Annotated in this window: 20 protein-coding genes and 1 pseudogene; all 21 read right to left on the reverse strand. The window is 31.3% G+C overall.

From position 1 onward, the window contains the following. Positions 1–28 precede the first annotated feature (28 nt). The 21 genes and pseudogenes from CUEA01_RS17080 to CUEA01_RS17180 all read right to left on the reverse strand — a co-directional run bounded on the left by CUEA01_RS17080 (position 29) and on the right by CUEA01_RS17180 (position 24,754). Entirely contained in the window at positions 29–1,153 is a 1,125-nt protein-coding gene (locus CUEA01_RS17080; protein ID WP_234122981.1) for a radical SAM protein, read from the reverse strand. Positions 1,154–1,512: 359 nt separating this feature from the next. Continuing rightward, complete coding sequence (locus CUEA01_RS17085) at positions 1,513–2,955, reverse strand: glycoside hydrolase family 1 protein (protein WP_234122983.1); 1,443 nt, start codon at positions 2,953–2,955, stop codon at positions 1,513–1,515. Between the two features lie 16 nt (positions 2,956–2,971). After that, the gene (locus tag CUEA01_RS17090) at positions 2,972–4,351 is read right to left on the reverse strand and encodes a PTS transporter subunit EIIC (RefSeq protein WP_234122984.1); all 1,380 of its coding nucleotides are present in this window, start codon (positions 4,349–4,351) and stop codon (positions 2,972–2,974) included. 239 nt (positions 4,352–4,590) lie between these two features. Further along, positions 4,591–5,424, reverse strand: a complete 834-nt coding sequence (locus CUEA01_RS17095; RefSeq protein WP_234122985.1) for a PRD domain-containing protein — start codon at positions 5,422–5,424, stop codon at positions 4,591–4,593. Between the two features lie 15 nt (positions 5,425–5,439). Then, positions 5,440–5,919, reverse strand: coding sequence for a PTS sugar transporter subunit IIA (locus CUEA01_RS17100; RefSeq protein ID WP_234122987.1), 480 nt, complete (start codon positions 5,917–5,919; stop codon positions 5,440–5,442). Positions 5,920–6,176: 257 nt separating this feature from the next. Next, positions 6,177–7,388 (reverse strand): alpha/beta hydrolase family protein, encoded by a 1,212-nt coding sequence (locus CUEA01_RS17105; RefSeq protein WP_234122988.1) that lies wholly within the window; start codon positions 7,386–7,388, stop codon positions 6,177–6,179. 114 nt (positions 7,389–7,502) lie between these two features. After that, a complete protein-coding gene (locus CUEA01_RS17110) occupies positions 7,503–8,144 on the reverse strand; it encodes a TetR/AcrR family transcriptional regulator (protein ID WP_234122989.1) in 642 nt (213 codons plus the stop codon). A 228-nt stretch (positions 8,145–8,372) separates the two neighbouring features. Then, positions 8,373–9,737, reverse strand: coding sequence for an MATE family efflux transporter (locus CUEA01_RS17115; RefSeq protein WP_234122990.1), 1,365 nt, complete (start codon positions 9,735–9,737; stop codon positions 8,373–8,375). A gap of 84 nt (positions 9,738–9,821) precedes the next feature. Then, entirely contained in the window at positions 9,822–10,259 is a 438-nt protein-coding gene (locus CUEA01_RS17120) for a MarR family winged helix-turn-helix transcriptional regulator (RefSeq protein ID WP_234122991.1), read from the reverse strand. Between the two features lie 45 nt (positions 10,260–10,304). Next, positions 10,305–10,541 (reverse strand): NUDIX hydrolase, encoded by a 237-nt coding sequence (locus CUEA01_RS17125; protein WP_234122992.1) that lies wholly within the window; start codon positions 10,539–10,541, stop codon positions 10,305–10,307. 99 nt (positions 10,542–10,640) lie between these two features. Further along, positions 10,641–11,540, reverse strand: a complete 900-nt coding sequence (locus CUEA01_RS17130; RefSeq protein WP_234122993.1) for a GNAT family N-acetyltransferase — start codon at positions 11,538–11,540, stop codon at positions 10,641–10,643. Positions 11,541–11,795: 255 nt separating this feature from the next. Next, a pseudogene (locus tag CUEA01_RS17135) lies at positions 11,796–12,116 on the reverse strand (23S rRNA (uracil(1939)-C(5))-methyltransferase RlmD); the annotation flags it as partial. Positions 12,117–12,230: 114 nt separating this feature from the next. Continuing rightward, a complete protein-coding gene (locus CUEA01_RS17140; protein ID WP_234122994.1) occupies positions 12,231–12,968 on the reverse strand; it encodes a LytR/AlgR family response regulator transcription factor in 738 nt (245 codons plus the stop codon). A 15-nt stretch (positions 12,969–12,983) separates the two neighbouring features. After that, complete coding sequence (locus tag CUEA01_RS17145) at positions 12,984–14,273, reverse strand: sensor histidine kinase (protein ID WP_234122995.1); 1,290 nt, start codon at positions 14,271–14,273, stop codon at positions 12,984–12,986. Between the two features lie 287 nt (positions 14,274–14,560). Continuing rightward, complete coding sequence (locus CUEA01_RS17150) at positions 14,561–15,832, reverse strand: L-cysteine desulfidase family protein (RefSeq protein ID WP_234122997.1); 1,272 nt, start codon at positions 15,830–15,832, stop codon at positions 14,561–14,563. Positions 15,833–15,848: 16 nt separating this feature from the next. Then, positions 15,849–18,746, reverse strand: coding sequence for an insulinase family protein (locus CUEA01_RS17155; RefSeq protein ID WP_234122998.1), 2,898 nt, complete (start codon positions 18,744–18,746; stop codon positions 15,849–15,851). After that, positions 18,743–19,603 carry an NAD(P)/FAD-dependent oxidoreductase gene (locus CUEA01_RS17160; protein ID WP_234122999.1) on the reverse strand — a complete coding sequence of 287 codons (861 nt, stop codon included), beginning with the start codon at positions 19,601–19,603 and terminating at the stop codon, positions 18,743–18,745. The genes CUEA01_RS17155 and CUEA01_RS17160 overlap by 4 nt, the downstream gene beginning before the upstream one ends. Positions 19,604–19,714: 111 nt before the next feature. Next, positions 19,715–21,484, reverse strand: coding sequence for an ABC transporter ATP-binding protein (locus tag CUEA01_RS17165; protein ID WP_234123000.1), 1,770 nt, complete (start codon positions 21,482–21,484; stop codon positions 19,715–19,717). Further along, positions 21,481–23,250, reverse strand: a complete 1,770-nt coding sequence (locus CUEA01_RS17170; protein WP_234123001.1) for an ABC transporter ATP-binding protein — start codon at positions 23,248–23,250, stop codon at positions 21,481–21,483. Before CUEA01_RS17170 ends, CUEA01_RS17165 begins: the two co-directional genes overlap by 4 nt. A 330-nt stretch (positions 23,251–23,580) precedes the next feature. Beyond that, complete coding sequence (locus tag CUEA01_RS17175) at positions 23,581–23,898, reverse strand: thioredoxin family protein (RefSeq protein WP_234123002.1); 318 nt, start codon at positions 23,896–23,898, stop codon at positions 23,581–23,583. Then, entirely contained in the window at positions 23,885–24,754 is an 870-nt protein-coding gene (locus CUEA01_RS17180) for a trigger factor (protein ID WP_234123003.1), read from the reverse strand. Before CUEA01_RS17180 ends, CUEA01_RS17175 begins: the two co-directional genes overlap by 14 nt. Positions 24,755–24,849: the final 95 nt, after the last annotated feature.

The following is a 24,849-nucleotide window of genomic DNA, read 5'->3' on the forward strand; positions in this document are numbered from 1 at the left end:
TTTCTTAAAGATAAAATTACAAAACCATTTAAAAAAACAACTCTCCAGGCTTATATCCTTCAGGTAATTCTTCTTCACTTAAAAATTTGAAATTGTCATCTCGAAGTATTGGTAAAAAGGCTTCATATGGAATTCTAGAGAATTCACAGCCGTACTCGCTTGCTCCAAACCATTTTCCCTCTTTGCTGCTCAAATTTAAATCTCTTGTAAATTTTGTATAGTTTGAGCAATCATGAACTACAAGGTTCCAATTTTCTTCATCGGCTATTTTCATGAATTTTAAAGTTAATTCCCTGCTCCAAGTTGGTGATATATAGCCATGCCTAGAAATATACATATTTTCTCCGTCATAATTGCCTATGTTATTTTCATTTAAATGCAATTCGGCACAATTGATAAAATCCAGTTTTGTATCCAAAATTGCCTGCTTTTTCTTAAAGAAACCTTCAAAAAGCTCAGGTGTCATTGGAGTTTCAATACCTACGTTTTTAATATATTTTTTTGCTATTTTTATATTTTCAATAACTTTATCAGAACAATTAGAAGCCCCTAAATTAAATCGTATTTCATTAAGACCTGCTTCTCCTAGCGCCTTTAGGGTTTCTTCTGTAGCTAAAGTTCCATTTGTATATAAATGTTGATGAACCCCTGCTGTACTAAATTTCTTTATTACCGAATAATATTTTTCAATTTCCATGAAAGGTTCTAAATAAACGTAAGCAACACCAGTAGGTTTCTTATGTATAGAAAGAAGTAAATCAATATCCTTTTCATAAAATTTTGTTTCTCCAATTTGCCACATACCTTCACCAATTGGTGGAATGTTATCTAGTTCTCCATAATTATAACAAAATTTGCATTCTACATTGCATTTGTTGGTTTTTCTAATTGCACTCAAACCTGTACCCATCAAACAAGAAATACAGCCTTTTGGAAACTTATCTTCGCTTCCCACATAAAAAGTTCTATCCTTTAAAGTCTTCAAATTTTTAATTTCAGACATTAATGTATCATTTCTATAATCGATTGCCGCCTCAATTTGTGCAAAGGTAGCGTAAACAATTTCCTGTTGCCTTGTCATAAGTTCTTCTTCCTCTGGCAACATTGCAAAAAATTCAAACCAGGCAAGTGCATCTTTTTTTGATATTTTCATAATATCCTCCTCTATAGTTGGTAGTGTAAAGCTTCTACACTATTCTTTTTTTAATAAAAGTTTTTTGCTCTTTCAAGAAAAAAACAATGCCCCTCCCTTTTTTCTGTTATGCTTGAATCTACTAAAAACAAAAATAACACAAAAGGCTGTCATTGTCCTTAAACTTAATTATAACTTATTTGGTTTTGTGTAAGCAAGTGCTTGAAAAATAAATTTTTAGTAGAACTGAGTGAATAACTCCTCCAACTATAGTTCCAATTGGATGAAAAAGGTTAAGCAGTGCTATAGTAAATAATATTTCTTTATTTACTATAGCACTGCTTAACTATTTTTCAAGATTTAGTTAAAGCATCTACATCTTAAAGATTTTCTCCATTAGATTCAATTACTTTTTTATACCAGTAAAATGAATCTTTTCGTGATCTATTCAAGGTTCCATTTCCAGCATTATCTTTATCTACATAAATAAATCCGTACCTTTTTTTCATTTCACCAGTTGATATACTAACCAAATCAATACATCCCCACGGAGTAAATCCAATTAAATCTACACCATCCTTGATTGCTTCTTTCATCTGAATAATATGATCACGCAAATAATCAATTCTGTAACTATCATGAATAGAACCATCTGCTTCTACTTTATCAATTGCTCCTAATCCATTTTCTACTACCATAATTGGCAGCTTGTACCTTCCATATAATTCATTCAATAGATAGCGTAAACCCTTAGGATCTATCTGCCATCCCCAATCGCTTGATTTCAAATATGGATTTTTAACTCCCATAATAACATTTCCAGCAGTTCTTAGTGCTTTTTCATCAACCGTCCTGCAAGTGCTCATATAATAGCTAAGGCTATAAAAATCAACTTTACCATTTTTAAGTATCTCTAAATCGCCTTCTTTTATAGAAATTGAAATTCCAAATTCATCAAACATGCGCTTTGTAAAATACGGATATTCTCCTCTTACCTGTACATCCCCACAAAAATAGTTCATCCTCATATCTTTCTGAGCTAATAATACATCATCAGGATTGCAATTATATGGATAGATACAGCCTCCTGCAATCATACATCCAATTTTAAATTCCGGATTAATTTCATGACCTAATTTTACTGCTTTTGCACTGGCAATAAATTGGTGATGCAAGGCTTGATATCTTTTTCTTAATTGTTCCTTTGTATCAGGAAGCCCCATTACTTGTGCAGGACCATCTTCACACTTAAATCCACCAGATAAAATGTCGCCAATGCTCATTGTAAGACAATTTATTTCATTAAAAGTAAGCCAATATTTAACCAAATCCTTATATTCAGTAAACAATGTATTGCAGTATCGAATATAAAACTCTATACATTTTCTATTCGTCCATCCATCATATTTGTTCATCAAATTATACGGAAGTTCATAATGCGAAATTGTTACTAATGGCTCAATATTATATTTCTTACATTCCTCAAAAACAGATTTATAAAAATCTAATCCCTTTTGATTAGGCTTTTCATCATCTCCATTTGGGAAAATTCTCGTCCAATTAATGGATATGCGAAACATACGAAATCCCATTTCTGCAAACAATGCAATATCTTCTTTATATCTATGATAAAAATCTATTCCTTCATGTGATGGATAATAAACGTCACTTTGTATTGTATTTGTAAAATAGCGATGTTTATCTACAGCACCACCTGTCATATGATCACAAACACTATCGCCCTTTCCATCTTCCTTCCATCCGCCTTCAACCTGGTTTGCAGCAGTAGCTCCTCCCCAAAAAAAATCTTTTGGAAAATCCATTTTTCTTTCCTCCTTTTTAATATGCTTCGTCACCTTTATATATAAACATAGTTATAATAAATGTTGCAATAAAGCCAACTATGATACTTATTGCCATATAGATAACATTCATTTTTGATGGTCCTACGAAGCCTGCTATACCAAAAATACCTGCACTTCCTGCAAATGCATAAGAATATACCTTCATTAAACCAGCAAAAGCCGCTCCACAGAAATTTCCAATCATTGATGCATACAGTGGTTTCTTCAATCTTAGATTAACACCAAACATTGCAGGCTCTGTTACTCCACCTATAACTGCTGTAATAGCACTAGAGGCAGCAGTTGATTTCATCTTTTTATTTTTACACTTTAAGGCTACTGCTGCAGAAGCTGCTCCTTGATTAATGTTAGATAGCACACCAGCAGTACATACTATTGGCTCATATCCAAAGGAAGCAAAAGATTGGAACATATAAGGAACTAAAGCTCCATGCATACCTGTTATTACTAAAAGTGGATATACTGCTGCTAAAAGTGCGACTCCAAAGAAACCTGTTGTATGATATAACCACATAATAGCTTTTGCTAAATATACACCTAAAAATGCACCGGCTGGTCCAATTAAGCACAAAGTCAAAGGTAACATTACTAAAATAGTTCCTAGTGGTACTACTATAACTTTCACTGAATCAGGAGAAATTTTTTGAAAGAACCTTTCAACATATGCCATTACAAATACCGCCATAATTATTGGGAAAATAGTACTTGAATAAGATGTTGCATAAATAGGAATACCAAAAATAGACATTGCTACTTTTTTACTAACATTTGCTACCATAGTTGGATGTATTAAAATTGCTCCTAGAAGCATTCCTAATCCCATATTAGTTTTAAATTTATTTGCTGCTGTTGCCCCCAAAAATATAGGTAAGAAATAGAAACCAGCATCAGCTGCAAATGTTAATACTGTATATGTTGGCATTTTAGGAGTAAGTAAACCACACATTCCACCCAAAATTATAATAACTTTTAGCATACCAGCACCAATTAGTAGTGGTAGTATTGGTATTAAGCTTCCAGAAATTCCATCTATAATTGCTGCAAAACTAAATTTCTTTTTATTATCTAAATTTTCGTCTATAGCCTTTTCAACCGCAAATTCAGCCTTTTTACAGATTAAATTATATACCTCTCCAACTGATTGGCCTATAATTATTTGCAATTGATCATTTGACCATTGTACTCCAATTACTCCATCGATTTTCTCAATTTCACTTAACTTAGGAATGCTGTTATCCTTTAAGTTAAATCTTAATCGTGTCATACAATGTACAAAATTACTTATATTATCCTTCCCCCCTACAAGTTCTAATACTTTTGTTGCAAGTTCTTCGTATTTTTCTTTCTTTGCCATTTTTTATCCCCTCTTTTTAAGTATTTTATTTATATGAGCTTGTGAAAAATATAGGTATTCTTTTTACGAGCCGCTCGTGAGGCTTCATGTGCGGTATAGTAAAACCTATAGAATACCTTTTTTCACAACCTCATATATATTGTGAAAAATCAACTAGCTATCCTAAAATTAAAAAAACCGAAATGACACGGTTATCTTCGTGCCAGTTTCGGTAATGCCTCCATTATGAGTTACAATCCTTAATTTATTGTGTTATTTTTTAAAATTCTTCCAATGTGTATCATCAAATATAATATTTCATCTTCTGTAATTTTTGAATTTAATTTTTCATCTATAATAACGCTGATACGCTCTGCACATTCATAAATTTTAGCGTTCTTTTCTTTCATAGCCTTAAAAAGCTCACCATTATCATCTAAAAATTGCTTATTCTCTTCAATTCGTTTTATGTAATATCTTAAATGTATTACGAATCTGTTATAATTAAACCCTTTTCGGTCAATTTTAGTTTTAAACTCCCTTTCAATGATACCTGTGATTTCTTCAATCAGCTGCTCTACATCTAAGGCTGTCTTTTCACTAATATTTTCTTCTTCTGCATTAACAAAGTGCATTGCTATGTTTGTTATTTCACTATCCGGTAATTTCACAAATAATTTTTTTTCAACTAGCTTAACTGCATATCTTCCAAGAGAAGTTTCTTCTGGATACAATTTCTCTATATCATAAGAAAACAACATCTTCATCTCTTTAAACTTTTTCATACGCTTTATTGCAAAATTAATATGATCTGCAAGTCCTGGTAAAAGATTTGGATTCAAATTACAGTTTAGAGTCATCTGTGCCTTTTTAACAATTATAGCTGATATCTCAAATATATCTTCTGGAATTTCTTTTAAAAGTTTATAAAAACTTTGATCCATCTTATAGAATGTCATAGAAATAGTACTAAGGTCTGTTATTTGGTACGGCATCGCCTGAAACCCAATTCCTTTTCCAAAAGCAATCAATTCATTGTCATTATTATCCAAACAAATAGCTACATTATTGTTGATTTTTTTGATAGCTTTCATGAATAAAGCCTCCTATTATTTAAAGTTAATCACTCTGCTCTCTCCAGCTATAACCTGCGTATTACCTTTTTCAATATCAATATTAAAACCATCGCCATTTGTTATTATCATAGGCGTAATTAGATTTACATTATTTTGTTTCATAATATCTCTATCTATTTCTATAATCGGTGTTCCCTTTTTAACTTTTTTACCTGCTTTTGTTATTTCTTTGAATCCATGACCATTTAATTCTACTGTATCAAGACCAATATGTACTAAAATTTCTGCACCATTTGCAGCTGTAATTCCAAATGCATGTAAAGTATTTGCTATCATTGAAATTTCCCCATCACAAGGTGCACACACTATATTACCATCAAATTTAAATGCTATTCCATCTCCCATAAGCTTGTCTGCAAACATTTTATCTGGCACATCTTCCAATTTAATTGTTTCTCCAGTTACTGGTGCATATAAATCATTATCTTTTTTCTTTTTAAACATATCAAACATATTTTTTCCTCCTTTAGCAAATAAAAAACTCTCTTAGATATTCCACAAAAAGCAAGCTAACAGTTGCTTTTGGGTAATGCCTCTAAGAGAGTAACAATCCTAATATTTATTTTAATCAAATCAAACGATTACATAAAGCATTATAATTAAATTGCTTTAGTTAAACGTTTAAATAAATAATATCATCAAATAATGTACTTGTCAATACTGATTTAAAAAAAATAGACCAAGGGCTACCCAAAAGGTAAGCCCTATGGCTATTTTTCCATATTGTAGTGAAATACCTCATCTAACCAATCAAACATAACCTGATGAAACAGTGCATGATTTCCCTCCTGACAATGCTCTTCTGCACCTTCTTCTATGGTAAACACACGAACTGTCTTAGGGGCTTTGATTTCTTCCAGTAAAGTATCTAGCTGGTCCTTTGATACAAAATGATCTGTTTCGCCCATAGTAAGCAAAACAGGACATTTAATTTTTCCAGCAATGCCTTTTAAGGATGCCTTTTTCATCTCTTCAAACAATTCATATCTATGCTTCAAACCAAATACCCATTTTCCATTATTAAGCATCCATCTTAGGTTAGAATTATGCTCCTCTGCCATGGCAAGCATTTGTTCTCTTTTTTCTATTGGAAGGCTTAAAATCTGTGACAATTGTGGATTTTGATTGATGGTAGAATCAAACGTGTCATAAAATACATTAAATGCGATGCAAGCTTTGATTCGCTCTTCAAATGCTGCTGCGCGTGGTGCAAAATAACCTCCAAGACTCATGCCAAGCAATGCGAGTCTTTCCATATCAACTTCTGCTCTTGTTTCCAAATAATCAAGAGCAGCCTTTACTGGAACTTCTGAATCATGGCGCATGAAAAGATTCTGTTTACGAAGTGCCTCTCCCTGTCCAGGCATTTCAAATACAAGGCAGTGATATCCTCTTTTAATTGCTGGAGCTACGCCACAAAAATACAGTTCCTGCAGCGTAGAATCGTACCCTCCAATGAAAACAAGGACTGGACGCTTTTTCAAATTTGTTTTATGATCTTCTATAGCACCATAAAAATATCCTTTTAGATAAGTTTCTTCATATGGGATTTTTACAATTTCAAAATGTGAATCTAATAATTGCATCCCAGCTTCAAAAGACATGACGCTTTTATTAAAATTCTCCATTCTCCTTTCATCGGTTCCGTCTAAAAAGAATTCTCCTGTTCGATAATAATTGTGAGCACGTAAAAATGCTTCCCTCGCACTTACCTTATGTTTCTTTTTTAAGCAATCCTGAGCAGTCTTATAAGTTCTGTCCGCTGTCTTTTTCCATTCCAAAAACCAACTGTCAAAATTTCCTTCTTCGATATTTGCTGCTGTTGCAAGGCACTCGCCAATTTCTGCTCCTTGATAACCAGCATAGGTTGCTGCTCTTAATAATTCAAATGAAAATGCCTGATCCTTAAAATAAAATTTCATATTTTTCCCTCCTATATATAAATAGTTTCATCGTTGTAGTATTTCCTGTCTAGTTTTATTTCATTGAACATTCAGTGAACTAATATTTTAAAAAATTACCTAGAAAATACATGCTTATATTCTCCAGGTTAAAAGTGTATAATCGACAATCTGCTTTAGATACGTCTCTCTGTCACTGTGATACATTTTATGATTTTCAAAGAATACATCTTGCACAATATAAGAATAAATTGCACTCCAAAACTGATTTACCATCATAAAGATATCAAAAGATCGAATTTCTTTTCTATCAACATATACCTGTATTCGTTCCATGGTCTGTTTTATAAGAAGATTTACATGTTGATTAAAACGATTCGTATACTCTTCTGAAAGGGCACTTTTTTCTTTCAACAAAATCAATAACACATTTTTATCTTTCGCAATATATGAAAAGAAGATGTGTCCAAGTGCAATTAAAAGCTCCCTAATTGGCATTACTTCACTTAGTGAATCAATTTCAGCTTCTACCAATACATAGCGTTCATCTAAAAAATCCTTTAATATAATCTCCAGCATTTGTTGCTTTCCTTGCGGAAAATAATGATAAATTAATCCATCTGCCATTCCGATATGCCTTGTTATTTCTCTTGTCGTTGTTGCATGATAGCCTTTCATAGCAAATAATTCTTTAGCAGAATTTAAAAGTTGTTCTCTCCTTTCTAAAGCCTGCAGATCACGACTTGTAAGATTTGATGTTTCCTTTTTTGACTTCATTTCATTCACCGCCTGTTCAATGAATATTATATAACTAAATTTTTAGAAAAGCAATCTTTTAATTTAGAAGTAGCTTTTGTTATTTTCAAGGAAAAAGTCACGTTTTTCGGCAGATATTTTCCCAACCTTATAAGATGTAATAGAAGGACTTCTTTTTTTATGTTCAACATAACCTTTGAGTTAATTTTTATTCAATACCTGAATTTATCTGCCGATTACCGGATAATTTTATTTTAACATTAACACTTGATTCTTTTTTAGCTTATTATTAAAAATAATATATAGTATTACTCCAATTAAAAAGGTAATTATTTCTGTAATAGTCATAGACCATATAACACCATGCAATCCAAAGAAATTATTCAATACTATTATGACAGGAATAAAAAGAATTCCTTGTGTAATTGACATAATTGTTGATGGCGCTCCTTGACCTGATGCCTGAAAAATCCCTATAAACAATGTTGTAAATCCATTAAAAAATGCAGAAATAAGCATGGCAGCCATGATATAAACTCCAACACTTAATACTGCTGGATCGTTAGAAAACAAATGAATAATTACATTTCTAAAAATATAAACTAAAGTAACAACCCCGCCTGATAGTCCCAAAATCCATAAAGCTGATTGTTTTATACTGTCTTTTAATCTCTTAAAGTTTTCATTAGAAAAATTATATGCAATTAAAGGTATAATTCCAAGTGCTAGCCCCATTGCAAGAAATTCAGGTACTTGTACAATTCTCAAAGCAATTCCAAAACTAGCTACTACACTTTCTCCATATCTAATTGAATAATTATTTAAAAGAAGAGTTGTAATAATTAAAAATCCAGCTAAAAACAATTCAGAAACCCCAATTTTATATATCTCTATCTTATCTTTAAGAGAAATATTAAAGTTCTTAATAAATCCTTTTAAATTCTCACTTTTTGTTTCCAGGTAGTAAACATAGTAAAAAGATGAAGCTATATTAGCTAAAATCATTGATAACGCTACACCTACAACATTAAATTTAAATACTAGTATAAATAATGGGTCAAAGATAAGACTAAAAATTGTACTTACAACCATTCCAAACATTGATTCTTTTGATGCTCCTTCGGCTCTCACAACTTGCTCCAATGCAAAGTTCATTACAATTGCAAAACCACCAATGAACATAGTTAAAGAATAACTTTTTGTATAATTAATAATAGTAGAAGTATCTGCCCCCATAATCTTAACAATAGGAGTAAGTGCTATTGTTAAGATTATTCCAAGCAAAATTCCTATGATAATACTACTATAAAAAGTATAGCCTGCTATCCTCCTCGCTTTCTCTACATTTTGTTTTGCAACAAGACGAGTTATAAAGGTTCCTCCTCCAGCTCCTAACATATTTCCAAAAGCCATCAATATAGTGAAGATTGGTAGTCCTAAAGTAACAGCAGTTAACATATTAGTATTGTTCAATAGTCCAATAAAAAAAGCATTAATAACGTTATATATTGTACCTACTGACATACCAATCATCATAGGAATAGATAAATGTGCAATTGCCTTAGTGATTGGTGCATTTTCTAAATAATATTCGTTTGACGATTTTTGTTTCATAATCTCATCCTCCAAAATAAGTATTCTTAGAATTCATATTCTTAGAATTCTAAGTTTTTAGGTATAAGTTATTATATTAATAACTTATAAATTTCTGTCTACTTTCAAAAGCAAAGCTAACAAAGTCTCCTTTTCTTGCTTAGTCAAGCCTGCAATAATATTTTCCTCTGTCTCTACCACTGATTTATTAAAATCTTCTATCAATTCAGCACCTTTAGGCAATACATATATATATTTTAGTCTCTCATTCTCTTTAGGTATTCTTCTTTCTATATATCCTTTTTTCTCTAATCCTTGAAGCATACTTGTAATACTTGCTTCTGTACGTTGAAATGCTAGTGCCAAATCTTTTTGAATAATACCATTGTCTTGATGTTCATAAATATAACCTATCATGCGTCCTTGTTGAGAATTTACCCCTAGCTTTTTTACTTTTTCATCAGCACTGAGTTTCATTTTTATGGCAATACTTCTTATTAATTGTGAATATGGTGTTTGTATAGAGTATTTAGAATCAGTCATTTAAATCACTCCTAAAATTAACTTATAATTCTAACTGTTTATAGTTTAACAATTAGATTCTAAAGTGTCAATATTTATTTCTATATTTATATTATTTCTTTCATTAAAATCAGGTAAATAATCATTATGAGCCCGCTTTGTTATAAGAAACAAACCATCGCTATTCTGAACTAGAACGTGTACAACAAGGCAAAAGTCGCCATCCGCTCTAGTCTTGCCTCGAGGATGAGTTCGTCCAACAAGACTTTTATTTTCATCGTAAATGTCTAACTGTTCGTCCATTTGTACCTCCATAGCTACAAATATAAGTTAACTAAATTAACCATCAAACCAATATACTAAGTGATTATTTAGACTTTATACATAATAAAATGTAAGGAATTACAAGTCAGAACTTTTATTAAATTTTAACATGAGTGAATTGCAAATAGGTGTATATCCTATTTTTTGATAAATACTATTTGATGTTGGGTTTAATAAATCTGTGTATAATACACACTTTGTAAACCCTTTATCTAATGCGATTTGACTGACTTGAGCTACGCATGAGGAAGCGTAACCCTTTCCACGATAATAAGTAGGGGTATAAACAAATGATACGCAGATAGCTGTTTGCGTTTCTTTTGTATATCCTGCCATAGAAACAGGTATCCCATTGTATTCTAAAACGTATTGCTTTTTTGTAGATAATCGGTAATGATATGAGTTTGCATCTTGTGGTATAGACATTTGTGTATTCCCATAAATATTTGCTGCATTAAATGCTTCTGCCCAGTATGGGAAAAAATGCATATCTTTTCCGTTTAGCAAACGAACAGCACCAAATTGTTTTATATCTGGGTTTACTGCTTTAAGTTCATATATGCGTTGGCTCATAGTTGTTTTAAAGTTAAGTCCCTTTACAGTGGTATATTCTTTAGCAAAACACTCTGCCAAGCTTTTTTCGGTTGTTACACCAGGAATATCATGGTCTTTCAACCCATCCACCAGACATCGTATAACTTCAGAACTAATTATATTATCTGTTGCATAAAGTGCTATATTATGCGGTGGTGTCATTAAAGCGATAAGCCGAATACCGTTTGCATCTGAAATAGTTGCCATAAGCCATTTTATAGGGTCACGCCAGTCTGTTTTATCTTTTCCTTCATGTCCAATAATTATATTGCCAAGAAGAATCATATTCTGTGCCTCGTGACGCATTAGCACATCATAAGTATCATTGTAAAACTCGTGTACATCCGTATACAACTTGAATTGCGGTTTGGGGTTGTAACTCATAAAAGCATCTCCTTTTTAATTTAAAATAATTAATGGATATAATATTACTAATGTCACTAATATCACTCTCACTCATACAACCACCTCCTCCGAAAATATAAATATTGCATAATCTAATACTTCTTAAAGTATAACACAGAAAACCATTTTATTCCACACAAACCGTAACCTCATTCTGTGTGTTCCTCTTACCATAACCCTTATCTTCCCTATCAAACGAATAAAACTCTCCTAAATGGCTAAATTCCACTACTTTTACGAATCTACTCGACATAGTCCTACTACGTTCTCCACGTGCCCCGTGGCAGGGAACATATCCACCGGCTGAACTTCCTTCACTTCATACCCAAGTTCACTTAATATTCCTAAATCCCTACCAAAAGTTGCAGGATCACAGGAAACATAAACTATAGTCCTAGGTCCAGCATTTGCTATAGACTCAAGAAGAACTTTTTCGCAGCCCTTCCTTGGTGGGTCAACAACTACAACCTCTGACTTTATTCCTCTTTCAATTAGCTTTGGAATTTCCTATTCTGATTTTCCAACAATAAATTCAGCATTAGTTATTTTATTTTGAGTAATGCTTTCTATAAGCTCTTTCTTATATGGTAAGTTTTCATTTACAGTAACTAGATTGCTTATTTTCATATAACCTTATCAGCGTTATATCTCAGTTATTTACATTTAATGCTATATAAATTTAATACCACGTGAAAATAAATAATATCTTAATTTACCATATCTGTTTCGACTTACAGGAATCAGCTGGCCACTATTTAGTTTTGCTGAATAAGTGTTTCCAAATCTAGAATGTTCCACACTCTCTATTCTAGAAAGCGGTACTAAAAAAGATTGATGGGTGCGAATAAATCCATAATCAGAAAAAATTATTTCTAACTCATCTAGTGAGGAGTTTACTTTATACGATTGATTATCGCATTGTATAAGAATCTTTCTATTCTCCTTTGCTATATAACATATATCAGTTGGCGATAAAAGTATAAAACCAGTTCCAGTGTCAACCGCTACTAGATTATCCTGTACTTCTTCGTTAATCAAGCTTTTATCAAACCGTTCAAAGGTCTTTTTCAACCTTATAATATCTATTGGCTTAATTAAAAAATCTAATGGTTCATAATCGTAACTTTTTGCCCCAAACTCAGTATGGCCTGTAAGAAACACATATTTAGTATTAATAAAATTAGATGCTATATATTCCACTACAGTGAACCCATTTGTATCTGGCATTTCAATATCTATAAAAGCTAGATCTATCTTTTTACCTTCCATAATTTTAATAGCTTCAAGAGCACTTTTGGCACAAAAAACATGCTCAGGTGTAACAAAATTTGTTATGGATTTGTATGATTGTTTCATTGAATACGGTTCATCATCTAATATCAATACATATTTGTTATCAAAATTCATCTACACACCACCCATCTATATATTAAAAGGTATCTTTGCAATAAAATGTACTATATCCCCTTCAAGTCTTGTATACACTATCCCTCTGTATCTCAATGACAATGTATATATACTACTTAGACCAATTCCACTATGTCCTTCTTTTGTTGTATATCCTTGTTTATATACATCTTTCATCAATTCACCTTCTACTATATCATTTTTCAACTTGTTAGCAACGTGGATTACACAAAATTCTCCTCTTTTCAATATATATAACCATATTCCATAAGACTTATCTGTATGAGTTTTCGTTTCGTCAATAGCATTTTGAAGTAAATTGCTAATTATCTTATTAGTTTCATACACATTAGTGGCAATATTGCTCATGTCATTTTTAATGTCAATATGCAATTCTATTCCATCACGTGCCGAAATCATTCTAAAATTATTTATAAGTGCCGATATTGCTGGATCTTTTATTGGAAGCAGTGTATTCATAGCAATAGAATCCTTTACTAACTCATCTACATAATTTTTACAAGAATCTATATTTCCCTCATATATCATTCCAGCAAGAGTTTGTACATGGAAGTTATAATCGTGCCTTTGTGAACGAATAACATCCATAAAACTTTGCATTTCATTTCTATATTGCCTTTCAAAAAACATATCAACCTTCTCACGTTTATATGCAATCATTAGCAGCACTACACTAATAGTTCCAAAATAAATTATTGTGAGAAAAACAATGATAAATATAAGGGTTATTCTATTCCTTTCTTGTACTAAAATAAAGCTTGCTCTCTCCACAATACATTGCATAATTATTAACATATAAATTTGCCAAATATGTATGTTGATTTTTTCATTTTCAGGTTTATTCTCAATAAAATAATCCTGCCACTCTGAATCCAATGAGTACTTACTAAAAAAAAACACTGCGCAAATACATATAAAAAAAATTGAGCCCTCTATTCCATAACTAATTGTTCTATCAAAAATAGCAGGACAGCTATATTCTATAAATTCAAAAATCGATTGTGCCCCTTCTGCAATTAGGAACAGTAATATACAATCACTAAATTTTACTTTTGCATGAAAATGTATAATCAAGGCTATTAGTAAAAATACAAAGATATTAATAAAAACATAATTATACATTTGGATATTTATCTTAAAAAATATAAGAAGCAACTGTACAATTATGTTTATAAATTCTATAAAAACTATATCATATATAATGATTTTATTTAACTTATGCATAAATATCAATGAAATCATCCACGAAACAGCAGGATTAATAAAAAGATATACTATATTCATTATTCTCATGCTCCTCCCTTTGATATACACTATTCTATCACTATTTTAATAAAAGCTGAATAGTTTATCATGCATCATCCGATATTTTTCAAAGTTAAATTAACATTAAAATACCATCTACATTTAATAAATTCACATTATCAAACATAAATGGTATTTTCAAGTTTCAAGCGTTTTATCTTTAGATAAACCGTTTCAACTACCAAAATCAATTTGCACTATAATGCTTAGAAAATAGCATTTTAGTACAAATAAATTTTGAAGTTTCAAGCGTTTTATCTTTATTTCTAGCTTAACATTAATTTTATAATCTCTTTATCTGTCTGCTTCATACCAACTTTTCCTATATAACCAACACAAGAAATTGTTTCCTCTGTCTCTTCCTTCAATATACCCGTATATGCTTCATACGCTTTTCCTTGCATTGCTAAAAAATGTGCCATCATCGCTGCGTCTAAACTCGAGGCTATTTTAGCTGCACAGGAAATTTTAGCACCATCACAAATTATACCTGGAATATTAGCTAAAGTATTATCTATAGTATCTTTAATTTGTTTTATTGTTCCACCTGCCATATAAGTAATAGCAGCACCTGAAGCACAAGATGCAGATACTGCACCACAAAACGCAGATAACTTACCAATGAACTCCTTTTGATATATTGTTAGTAAACTGGAAAATGCCAATGATCTATACAATATCTCTTGAGAAATATTTTTTTCTCTGGCATATACAATAATAGGTACAGAGGAAGCTATTCCTTGATTTCCACTTCCGGAATTTATAATAACCGGCATTTCGCATCCGTCCATACGTGCTTCTGAAGCAGCAGCCGCATGAGCTTTCATTCTTGTTATAACAGCCTCAGGATAAGAATATTTAATTATTCTTCCTATTCCTAGCCCATATTGTCCAGATAATCCTTCATATGCTATATCCATATTACACTTAATCTGAAGATCATAAATTTCTTTTATTTTGCTTATTTCTATAAAATCAGCAAAGTCTTTTATATTTTGAATATTCAAACCAGAGCGATCTGCATTTTTTTCTTGAGATACCTCATTTTCTCCTATTTCAAATATGACATCTTTGTTTTTGGATATTTTCACTATATTTGTATGTGAATACTTAACCTCTACACATACACAATCTTCATCATAAAACTCCTCAATGATAAAATGAAGTGGTATCTCCGAATCTAAAAATTCCACAGAGCATTTTCCAGCTTCCACAAAATTCTTCACACTTTTTCTGTGCTCTTCGCACACTGCTTCTAAAACATTCATATTTCTTTCAGCATCACCACCAATAGCTCCTAATGCCACTGCTGCTTCGATTCCAATCATTCCGTTAGAATTTGGTATAGTAACACATCTTACATTTTTTATAATATTACCACTGCATTTAGCAATTATTCTTTCAGGATCTTTACCAAGCACTTTTTTACCCTTCGCAGCTGCATAAGCAAGAGCAATTGGTTCTGTACATCCCATTGCAGGAATTAATTCTTCATTTAAAATAGCAAGAAAATCTTTTTCTAATTTTTCATCAAACATAGACTTTTCCTCCATCCTAAATATTCATTATTTTAAGTTCTTCTTTTTCACAATTTTTAAGTGCTTGTACATGTCCAACAACACATACAGCATTCTCATTAGCTATGGTTTCCAAAATATTAAGGTATCCTATCAATTTATCCTTATTTACTCCTAGCATTTCTGAACGATCCTTGCATCTGTCCTCATAACTTATAGCTCTGAAATATTCAGAATCTGCTAAAGCACCTAAAGCTTTTGGTGATAATAGCGGTTCTGTTTTAGCTATGCTGCCAATAATAAACTCATCTAGCTTATCAACACTTTCACAAAATTCACGAATATATTTTGAAGCACTTCTATAAATTGATAAAGATCTTGCTGCATTTGGATCACGATAGGAATAAAACATTAAGTCACCAGTTTTAGATACACTAAATCCAGTACCATAAGCCCCTCCTTGTACTCTTATTTCATTCCAAAGATAACTAAGTGAAAGTATATTTGAAAGTACTTTTAATCCTGCAGAATAATCATATCCACATTTATATAAGTTAGAGCAAAGTGCGGAATAAGAAATTTCAGCTGGTATTTGAATTCCTTCTTTCTTAGTTGTTTGTAATACCACTTTCATACATTCCTTTTCAATAGATCCTTTTGGAAATACACTAACCAATTGTGATATTTCTCTAACCTTTTCTGAAGCTGTTACACTAACCACTAAATGAGAATTAATAAATATTTGTTTTTGTGAAGCTGATACAAATTGTATAAATTTATCCTTATCCGTCTCATACTTTTGCACAAATCCATGTATCCATTCATAGAAGCTATACCCTTCTATTGCTTCTGCTACTGCTCCTTCAGCTGAAAAATGAGCTGCAGCACGTTTGATAGAATACATATGTCCACTCGTAATAATTTCTTGTCGCAGTCCTTCATCCATTTGCTGTAAGATTTCTTTTATCTTATTATCTTGATCAAATTTTGTTTCAGTTAGCACTTCTTTTATTATTCTTATTGCATCTTGAAACTTTTCTTCTAATACACTACATTTAACAACAAAATATGGATTACAATTTTCAATGTTACCTGGTTTACTAAATACTTCAATACCAAAATCCAAATTACCAAGATTAGTCTTAATATCTCTCTTTAGTTCTTCTAAATTATTATTCTTGGTTGGAAGTTCACCAAAAAGCTTTGACATAAATGCTAATGAAGTTAACTTATCAAATTCAAAATCTGCCAAGGAAAAATATAAATTTAAATATATAACTCCCTTTGCTAAAGACGAATGAAATAATACTTTTACATTTTCTTCAGCATATACCTCTGTTTCCCTTTTTTCTGGCAGTAGATTTACTTCTGATAGATTAAGTTTAGGTATTGTATTTAATTTATCCTTTGTATCTGAAAGACGCTGCCACTCCTGCAATTTATTGTTAAGGTTTATAATTTCTTCCAGTTTATCTTTGTCCCAGCAATTCTTAATATTAATAAGCTTTTCTTCTTCTTTTTTCCTTTTTTCTTCCCCTAAGGTTTTTGAAGGGAGTGAATATAATACTGCCGTTGTGTCGTCTTCCAAAAATAATTGTTCTGCTAATTTAACAAAATAATCAGTAGTCAATTTTTCTCTCAGTGATTTAAATATATCTTTATAAGTTAAATATAAGGCAGGATCTCCACCATAAAGCCAAGATTTCAATACATTAATATTATTTGTTATTGCTCTTGGTTCACTGCTTTCCTTACATTTAAATTCCTTTTGATTAATAACAGCTTCAAGATCTTTTACTGAAATGCCATTCTTAACAATTGTTAAAATTGTATTCTTAATGGTTTCTTTTATCTCATCCTTCTTTTCATAATCAGTATTCCAAACCTGAAGCAGCATATATGGCTGAAGTACCCACTCTATCAATTGAATACTAACATCCTGTCCTAATTGTTTTTGTAAAATTGCTTTTTTCATTGGTGAATCATTAGAGCCTATTAAATATTCCGCCAAAACACTGATTGCAAGAAGTTTTTCTCTTTCTTCCCATGTACCCACTATTTTTCCAAGTGTCATATGGGATTTTCCCTCCAAAGCTTCTTCTTGTGAGATTTCATAATAATGAACTTTTTCATTGAATTTTATAGGTTCTTGAACTTTTATTTCAAACTTTTCATCTTTCTTTTCATATTTACATAAATACTCTTGATCAAGCAAAGATAAAATTTGCTCTATATTTACATCACCATCTAAATATATACGTGAATTGGATGGATGATAATATGCACTATGAGCTTCAATAAATTCCTTATAAGTTAAATCAGGTATCTTTTCAGGCTCTCCTCCTGATACGTATTGATAGCAATTATCTGGAAATAACATTCTATTAATGTCACTCATAATTGAAGTATAAACCGATGAATAAGCACCTTTCATTTCATTAAATACTACACCTTTATATATTGGGTTTTCAGCTTTATCATTAATTTCATAATGCCAGCCCTCTTGGTAGAAAATATTCGGATTTTCATAAATTGCAGGCTCAAAAACTGCATCCAAATATACTTTTGCTAAATTTATAAAATCTTTATCATTACGACTAGAAACCGGGTAAAGTGTTTTATCTGGATAAGTCATTGCATTTAAAAATGTATTCATAGAACTTTTTAATAACTCTACAAATGGTTCTTTTACTGGATATTTTTTAGAACCACATAATACTGAATGCTCTAAAATGTGAAATACACCTGTATCATTTGTTGGTATGGTTTTGAATGCAATTGAAAATAACTTATTCGAATCTGATGTCTTAAGCCATACCAATTCTGCGGCTGTTTTCTCATGTATCATTTCATACATAGTTGCATCTAATTCTTTAAATTCTCTAGCATTGGTTACTCTAAATCCGTGTATTATTGAATTTAAATCTAAATTCATCTTTTTTCCTCCTTGGCCAAATACTCTATTAAACTATGTGCAGCAATATTTCCTTCGCCAACAGCTTTTGTATATTGATATGGTCTTCCTGTACAATCTCCTGCCGCAAAACATCCTTGAAGATTGGTTTCCATTTTACGATTAACAGCCATGTGACCATCATCTAATTTAAGATCTGGTAACAATGTAGATAATGCAATAGAATCTCTCAAGCAGAAAATACCATCAATCTCAACTTTGCTTCCATCATTAAGCTCAATTCCTTCAACCTTTTTTTCGCCCATAATAGCAGTTGGTTTTGTATTATAAACTTCAATATTATTTTTACTTATTTTATAATCCTTATAAGTTGGAAAGAAATAAACCTTTTCCGCAAGATTTGAAAGATATTCTACTTCATGTTCAAATCGATTTGAATTACTTATTACAGAAATAGTTTTTCCTCTATATAACATGCCATCACAAGTAGCACAATAGCTAACACCTTTTCCAACTAAATTTTCTTCACCAATTATCCTACCCACATTGGTAATTCCTGTAGCAAGAATTATAGTTTTAGCCTCATATACATTACTTCCAGCCATTAAATAATAATGATCACCTAAAAACATAATAGAATTTACCATTTCTTCTGATATATCTAATTTCATATCTTCAACTTGTTTTAAAAATGATTCTAACATTTCTTCACCAGTTACATTTGAAAGTCCTGGATAATTCATTACCTTTTCAGCTTTTTGTATCTTTTTGCTTAAGGATTTACTTCCAAGCCAAATAAATGACTTTTGATGTATTTTTAAATTCAGTGCTGCAGACAATCCTGCAGGTCCTGTTCCAATAATTGCTGCATCAAACATTATTTTTTCCTCCTTTTAAAGATAAACCACCCTGAAACTTAAAATTTATTTGTACTAAAATGCTGTCTTCTGGGCATTTTGGTGCACATAAATTTTAATAGTTGAAGCGGTTTATCTATACGCCATGCCTTCTCCTGCATTTTTATGTTTCATTACAAAATCTCTGTAATCAATACTTGTTTTAAGTATATCTTGTGGAGATCCGCTTGCTGCTATTTTGCCCTTCTTTAATACAATTACATTATCTGCATTACGTATTGCAGATAAGTTATGTGCAATAATTACAACAGTACGATTCTTCATAAACTTTCCAAATCCATCTACTACAGTTCGTTCACACTTTGCATCTAGGCTGCTTGTAGCTTCATCAAGAAGCAGATAATCAGGATTATGCATAATAGCACGTGCAATTGCCACACATTGTCTTTGTCCACCAGAAAAATTTCTTCCCTCCGGTGCCACATAACTGTCAAATCCATCTGGAAGACTTTCAACTAATTCAGTTAAATTGGCCATCTTAGCAACTTCTTTTAATTCTTCCTCTGTTACTTCACGCTCACAGCCATATACAATATTTTCACGTATTGTACCTTCCATAAGTGGGTGATCTTGTGCTACTAAAGCAAATGCCTTTCTCCAAGAACTAACCTTAAAATCATTTATATTAGTATTTCCAAATAAGATCTCACCTTGGTCTGTATTATAAAATCTTTCTAGCAATTTAAACATTGTAGTCTTACCAGATCCATTAGCACCAATTACTGCAGTAGTCTTATTTTTAGGTATTATACAAGTAAAGTCTTTCAATGTACTTTCTTTATCACTATACGCAAAGTCTACATCTTTAAATATAATATCTGCATCTGGAACATCCAGCTCTAATCCTTTATCAAGTTCTTCACTTTCTATTTCAAAAATTTTAGTAATCCTTGCTAAGGAACCTATTGTAAGCTTAATAGATCCAAAGTAACTAATAAAGTTTGAGAACATAGATGCTAAAGCAGTAGAAAAAATATAGAAAGTCACTATATTTCCTGTTGTAAGAACATGCTTACTAACTAACATTCCACCAAATATAAAGGTTATTGCCATACTAAAAATATTCAGACCATTTGTAATTACAGAAGATAAACCTTGTACCCATCCAGTTTTTATATCAATTTTATATTGTTCCTCAAATTGCTTGCTTCCAACAGCTTCTTCTAATTTCTGTGTATTAGAAGCCTTAACTAAATTAAAATTCTTGGTACGCTCAATCAAATATGTAGTTGAGTCAGATAGAGTAGCTTGAGTTCTCTGACCAATCCAATATTGAAGCTTTCCATATCCCCATCCTACCAAAGCACTCACTGGAAGAAGTAACAAAATAAAACTTGCCATAGTACCATTAGTTAAATACATTTGAACCAAATACATAACAAATCCAAAAATTAATGTGAAAGCTGAAAAAATTGTTGTAAATAGAGTACTTGCAAAATCACAATCCTTAGTCACACGACTAACAAGAGTTTCTCCCTTATCAATATCAAAGTTCTTTTGAGGAATATACATCATCTTTTTCCATAGTTTTTGTCTTAACCTAAGATTAATCTTTTCACTATAAACACCTTGCAATATATAAGAAATAATAGTCATAACTGCTACTAGAGTCATTGTTATTGCATATGAAACCAATAAACCATTGCTAATAGACCCTTTACTATCCACTACATTTCCTGTAATTTGCTTAGAGAATGATGAAAATACATACATAACCAAGTCTGACAAAATTGTTAAAATCATTAATAGCCAAGGCAGTTTTATTTGTTTAAATATCTTCAAAAACTGCCTAAATGATACTTTATCTAAAATACTATTCATTTCTATATCATTCTTCTTCAAGCTTCATACACCTCCAAATAGGACTGTTCATCTACCAATTCATGATATAATGAACATTTATCCATAAGTTCATCATGAGTACCACATGCCTCTACTTTACCATTATTCATAACTACAATCTGATCTACAGAAGCCATTAAAGAAAGATCATGGGTCACTGTAATGATGGTTTTTTTATTGAACTGATTAAATAATATATTTTGTATTTCTCTAGCTGCAGCTACATCCAAAGCACTTGTTGGCTCGTCAAGTAATATAATATCTTTATTTTTTAACAGCTCTCTTGCAATCACCAATTTCTGTCGCTGACCTCCAGACAATGACTCTCCCCAAAGAGAAATATTTGTATCAAATCCATTTGTTTGGCTTGAGATATATTCAAAAATACCAGCTTTTTTTGTTACCTCCACTAATTCAGCATCTATAACACTTCTAGTTATTCCATAAGTAAGAATTTCTCTTATTGAACCGCTGAAAACACCTGAATCTTGCTGAATATAAGCAAAATGTTCACGATATTCACTAATGTTAAAATTCTTAATATCTGTCTTTCCAATTTCAATTGTTCCAGCTTCAGGGTCATACAAGCGTTCAAGCATATTTAAAAGTGTAGTCTTTCCACTTCCACAAAGTCCAACAATAGCCGTAACTTTTCCTTTGGGAATAGTTAAATTGATATTTGAAAGTGCCGCTCCCTCGCCATATGAAAAACTTACATCTTTGAAAGATATATCTTCATTTTCAAATGGCACATTAGTATTCTCAAATTCAACTTCTTCATCTGGAGCATTTAAAATATTTTCTAAACGAGCTGCATAACCTTGCATCCCCTTTGCGCTTAGCCATTGTTGAACTAAAGCTCTCATTTGTCCATTTATAGTAGGCACAAATAAAAAGAATGCCATCCAAGCTTTAACATCAATCTCTCCTTTTCGTAAAAGCAACGCTCCCCAAATAACTGCACATACAGTCGCAATCACATCAGTTAAAAGAATATAACCTACAGACGATGCATTTATATAAGCTGATTGCAATTTTGCATGGTATAATTCTAGTGCTGTTTTATCCCCGTTCTTTTCTTCTTCTTTTTCATTTGAATATGCCTTTATAAGATTTAAATTACGAAGTCGTTCAACCAAATAGCCTGTAAGCCCACCAATCCTTGTTTGGATTCTTAAATTTGTACGATACTGCCATCTTCCTACAAAGAAAGCATAAATAATATAAATTGGAACCATTATAAAAAGTGATAGCATAAGCTTTATACTATATTGATTTACCGTCATAAAAGCACGAACCAAATAATAAATACAAGGTATTACTCCTACAATAAATCCTACAACACTGCTAACTGTCATAAGTGAATCATTAGTTATTGCACTAAGTAAATTTTCCGGATCATTTTCTTTATAAAAATATGTCTTAGAATTTATCATTTTTTTCCAGACTATACCTCTTAATTTTCTAACTGATCTTCCTTGTGCATACATACTTATAACACTTACTAATGCAGATACTATTAATGTAATTACATATAAAGTAATAACTTTTATTATTACCTTTGAACTAAAATCTCCACTATAAATTGATGCTGTAGCACTTGGAATACGAGTAACCATCTCAGAATTCACCATTGATACTGCTGTAGCAAAAATTATTAATATCCATGACATTTTTGCCTTTTTTAAAAAGCGAAAAAATTGCATCCAGTCCCCAGCTGTTTTTTCCTTCTTATTCATATTTTTCATATAGTTTTCTCCTTCCATTAAAGATAACCTCCCTGAAACTTGAAATTTATTTGTACCAAAATGCCATCTTCTGGGCATTTTGGTGCACATGAATTTCAATAGTTGAAGCGGTTTATCTATATAAATAAGCCATTTCAAAGCCCCCAATTTAACACTTTAACTTGATAAATCGCAAAATATATATAAAACTGGCTGTTGCATTAAGAATCTTATAATTTTTATTCTTAATGCCCCAGCTCTAAAGATAAACCACTGTGAAACTTAAAATTTATTTGTACCAAAATGCCATCTTCTAGGCATTATGGTGCATATGAATTTTACATAGTTGAAATGGTTTATCCATATTTATTATTCATACATGCATTTTGAAATACATTCTTCTACTTTATCACGTCCCCATGCTCCAACAAGACGGTCTTTTATTTCTCCATCATTTAAGAATAATAATGTTGGTGTTCCTTCCACTTTAAAGCGATCCGCATAGGCAGGACTTTCTTCAATATTACACTTTACAAGGTTAATCATAGGATTATCAAAAATGATTTGATTAATTACTACATCTAATACTTTACATGGTCCACAATGATCTGTATAGAAATCTGCTATCCAAATTCCCTCTTTTGTTACCTCATCAAATTTTTCTTCTCCAACTTTAATTACTGCCATTTTCTTTTTTCCTCCTTAACAATTCATTTTTAACAAATTCGACAAATTTCATAGTTAATTTTGAAAGCACATCATAATGAAGCATTGGATCATATTCATCTACACATTCAATTCCAAGAAGCTTTGAATAAATTATGCACTGCTTTGCCTTAATAGCATACCATTCACTACGGGCATTTATAAAATCTGCTAAAGATTCTGTTCCAAGTAATCCTTTTATCTCTTCTGGTTTTGCAGTATAAAGATCTATATTTTTTTCCTTTTTAAATGATTCATGAAAGAAATCCGCTTCTAATTCACCTAATATTTTAATTTCCTCTTCTTCTGGCTCATCAAAAGGAATGTCTTTCATTATGTTCTCAACCATTTGCATAACCATAGGAAATATCGTATTATCCATCAATTGTTTTTTTAGATGCTCTCTATATTGTTCAATTGTTTCAACATTTTCAATATTTTGAGCCTTAACCATATCTATAGATATCTCTGGGACATCCTTACGTTTTACTTCCAAAATTGTAAATGTAACCGGGATATCATTAATTGAAATTTCTCTTTTATCACCTGTACACATACCAATCATATTTTCTTCTACAGTTTTGTCATATAATCCATTTCCAACAACCAACATAAGCTTTGGTTTATTAAACTTGGTTATTGTACTTACTATTTCAAAAATAACAGTATCACCTTTAGAAATCTTTTCTTCTTTTGATAATGCTTTTAATGTTAAAAAACTTTTTGTAAGACTCTTCTTCATTATTTCATCAATTTGTCCTTCATCTGGTATTAAAGAAAGATCTAATGAATCAATATACTTTTTTACATCTATATTACCTTTATAATTAAATTTCATAAACTAAACCCCCTCTTTCTATTTTTTTAATAGTATCAAATAATTAAAACCACTACAATCTCTATTGACTATCAGGTTAAATTTCATGTCAATTT

It is taken from the genome of Clostridium hydrogenum, from assembly GCF_021432385.1.
Classification (GTDB): Bacteria; Bacillota; Clostridia; order Clostridiales; family Clostridiaceae; genus Clostridium_S; species Clostridium_S hydrogenum.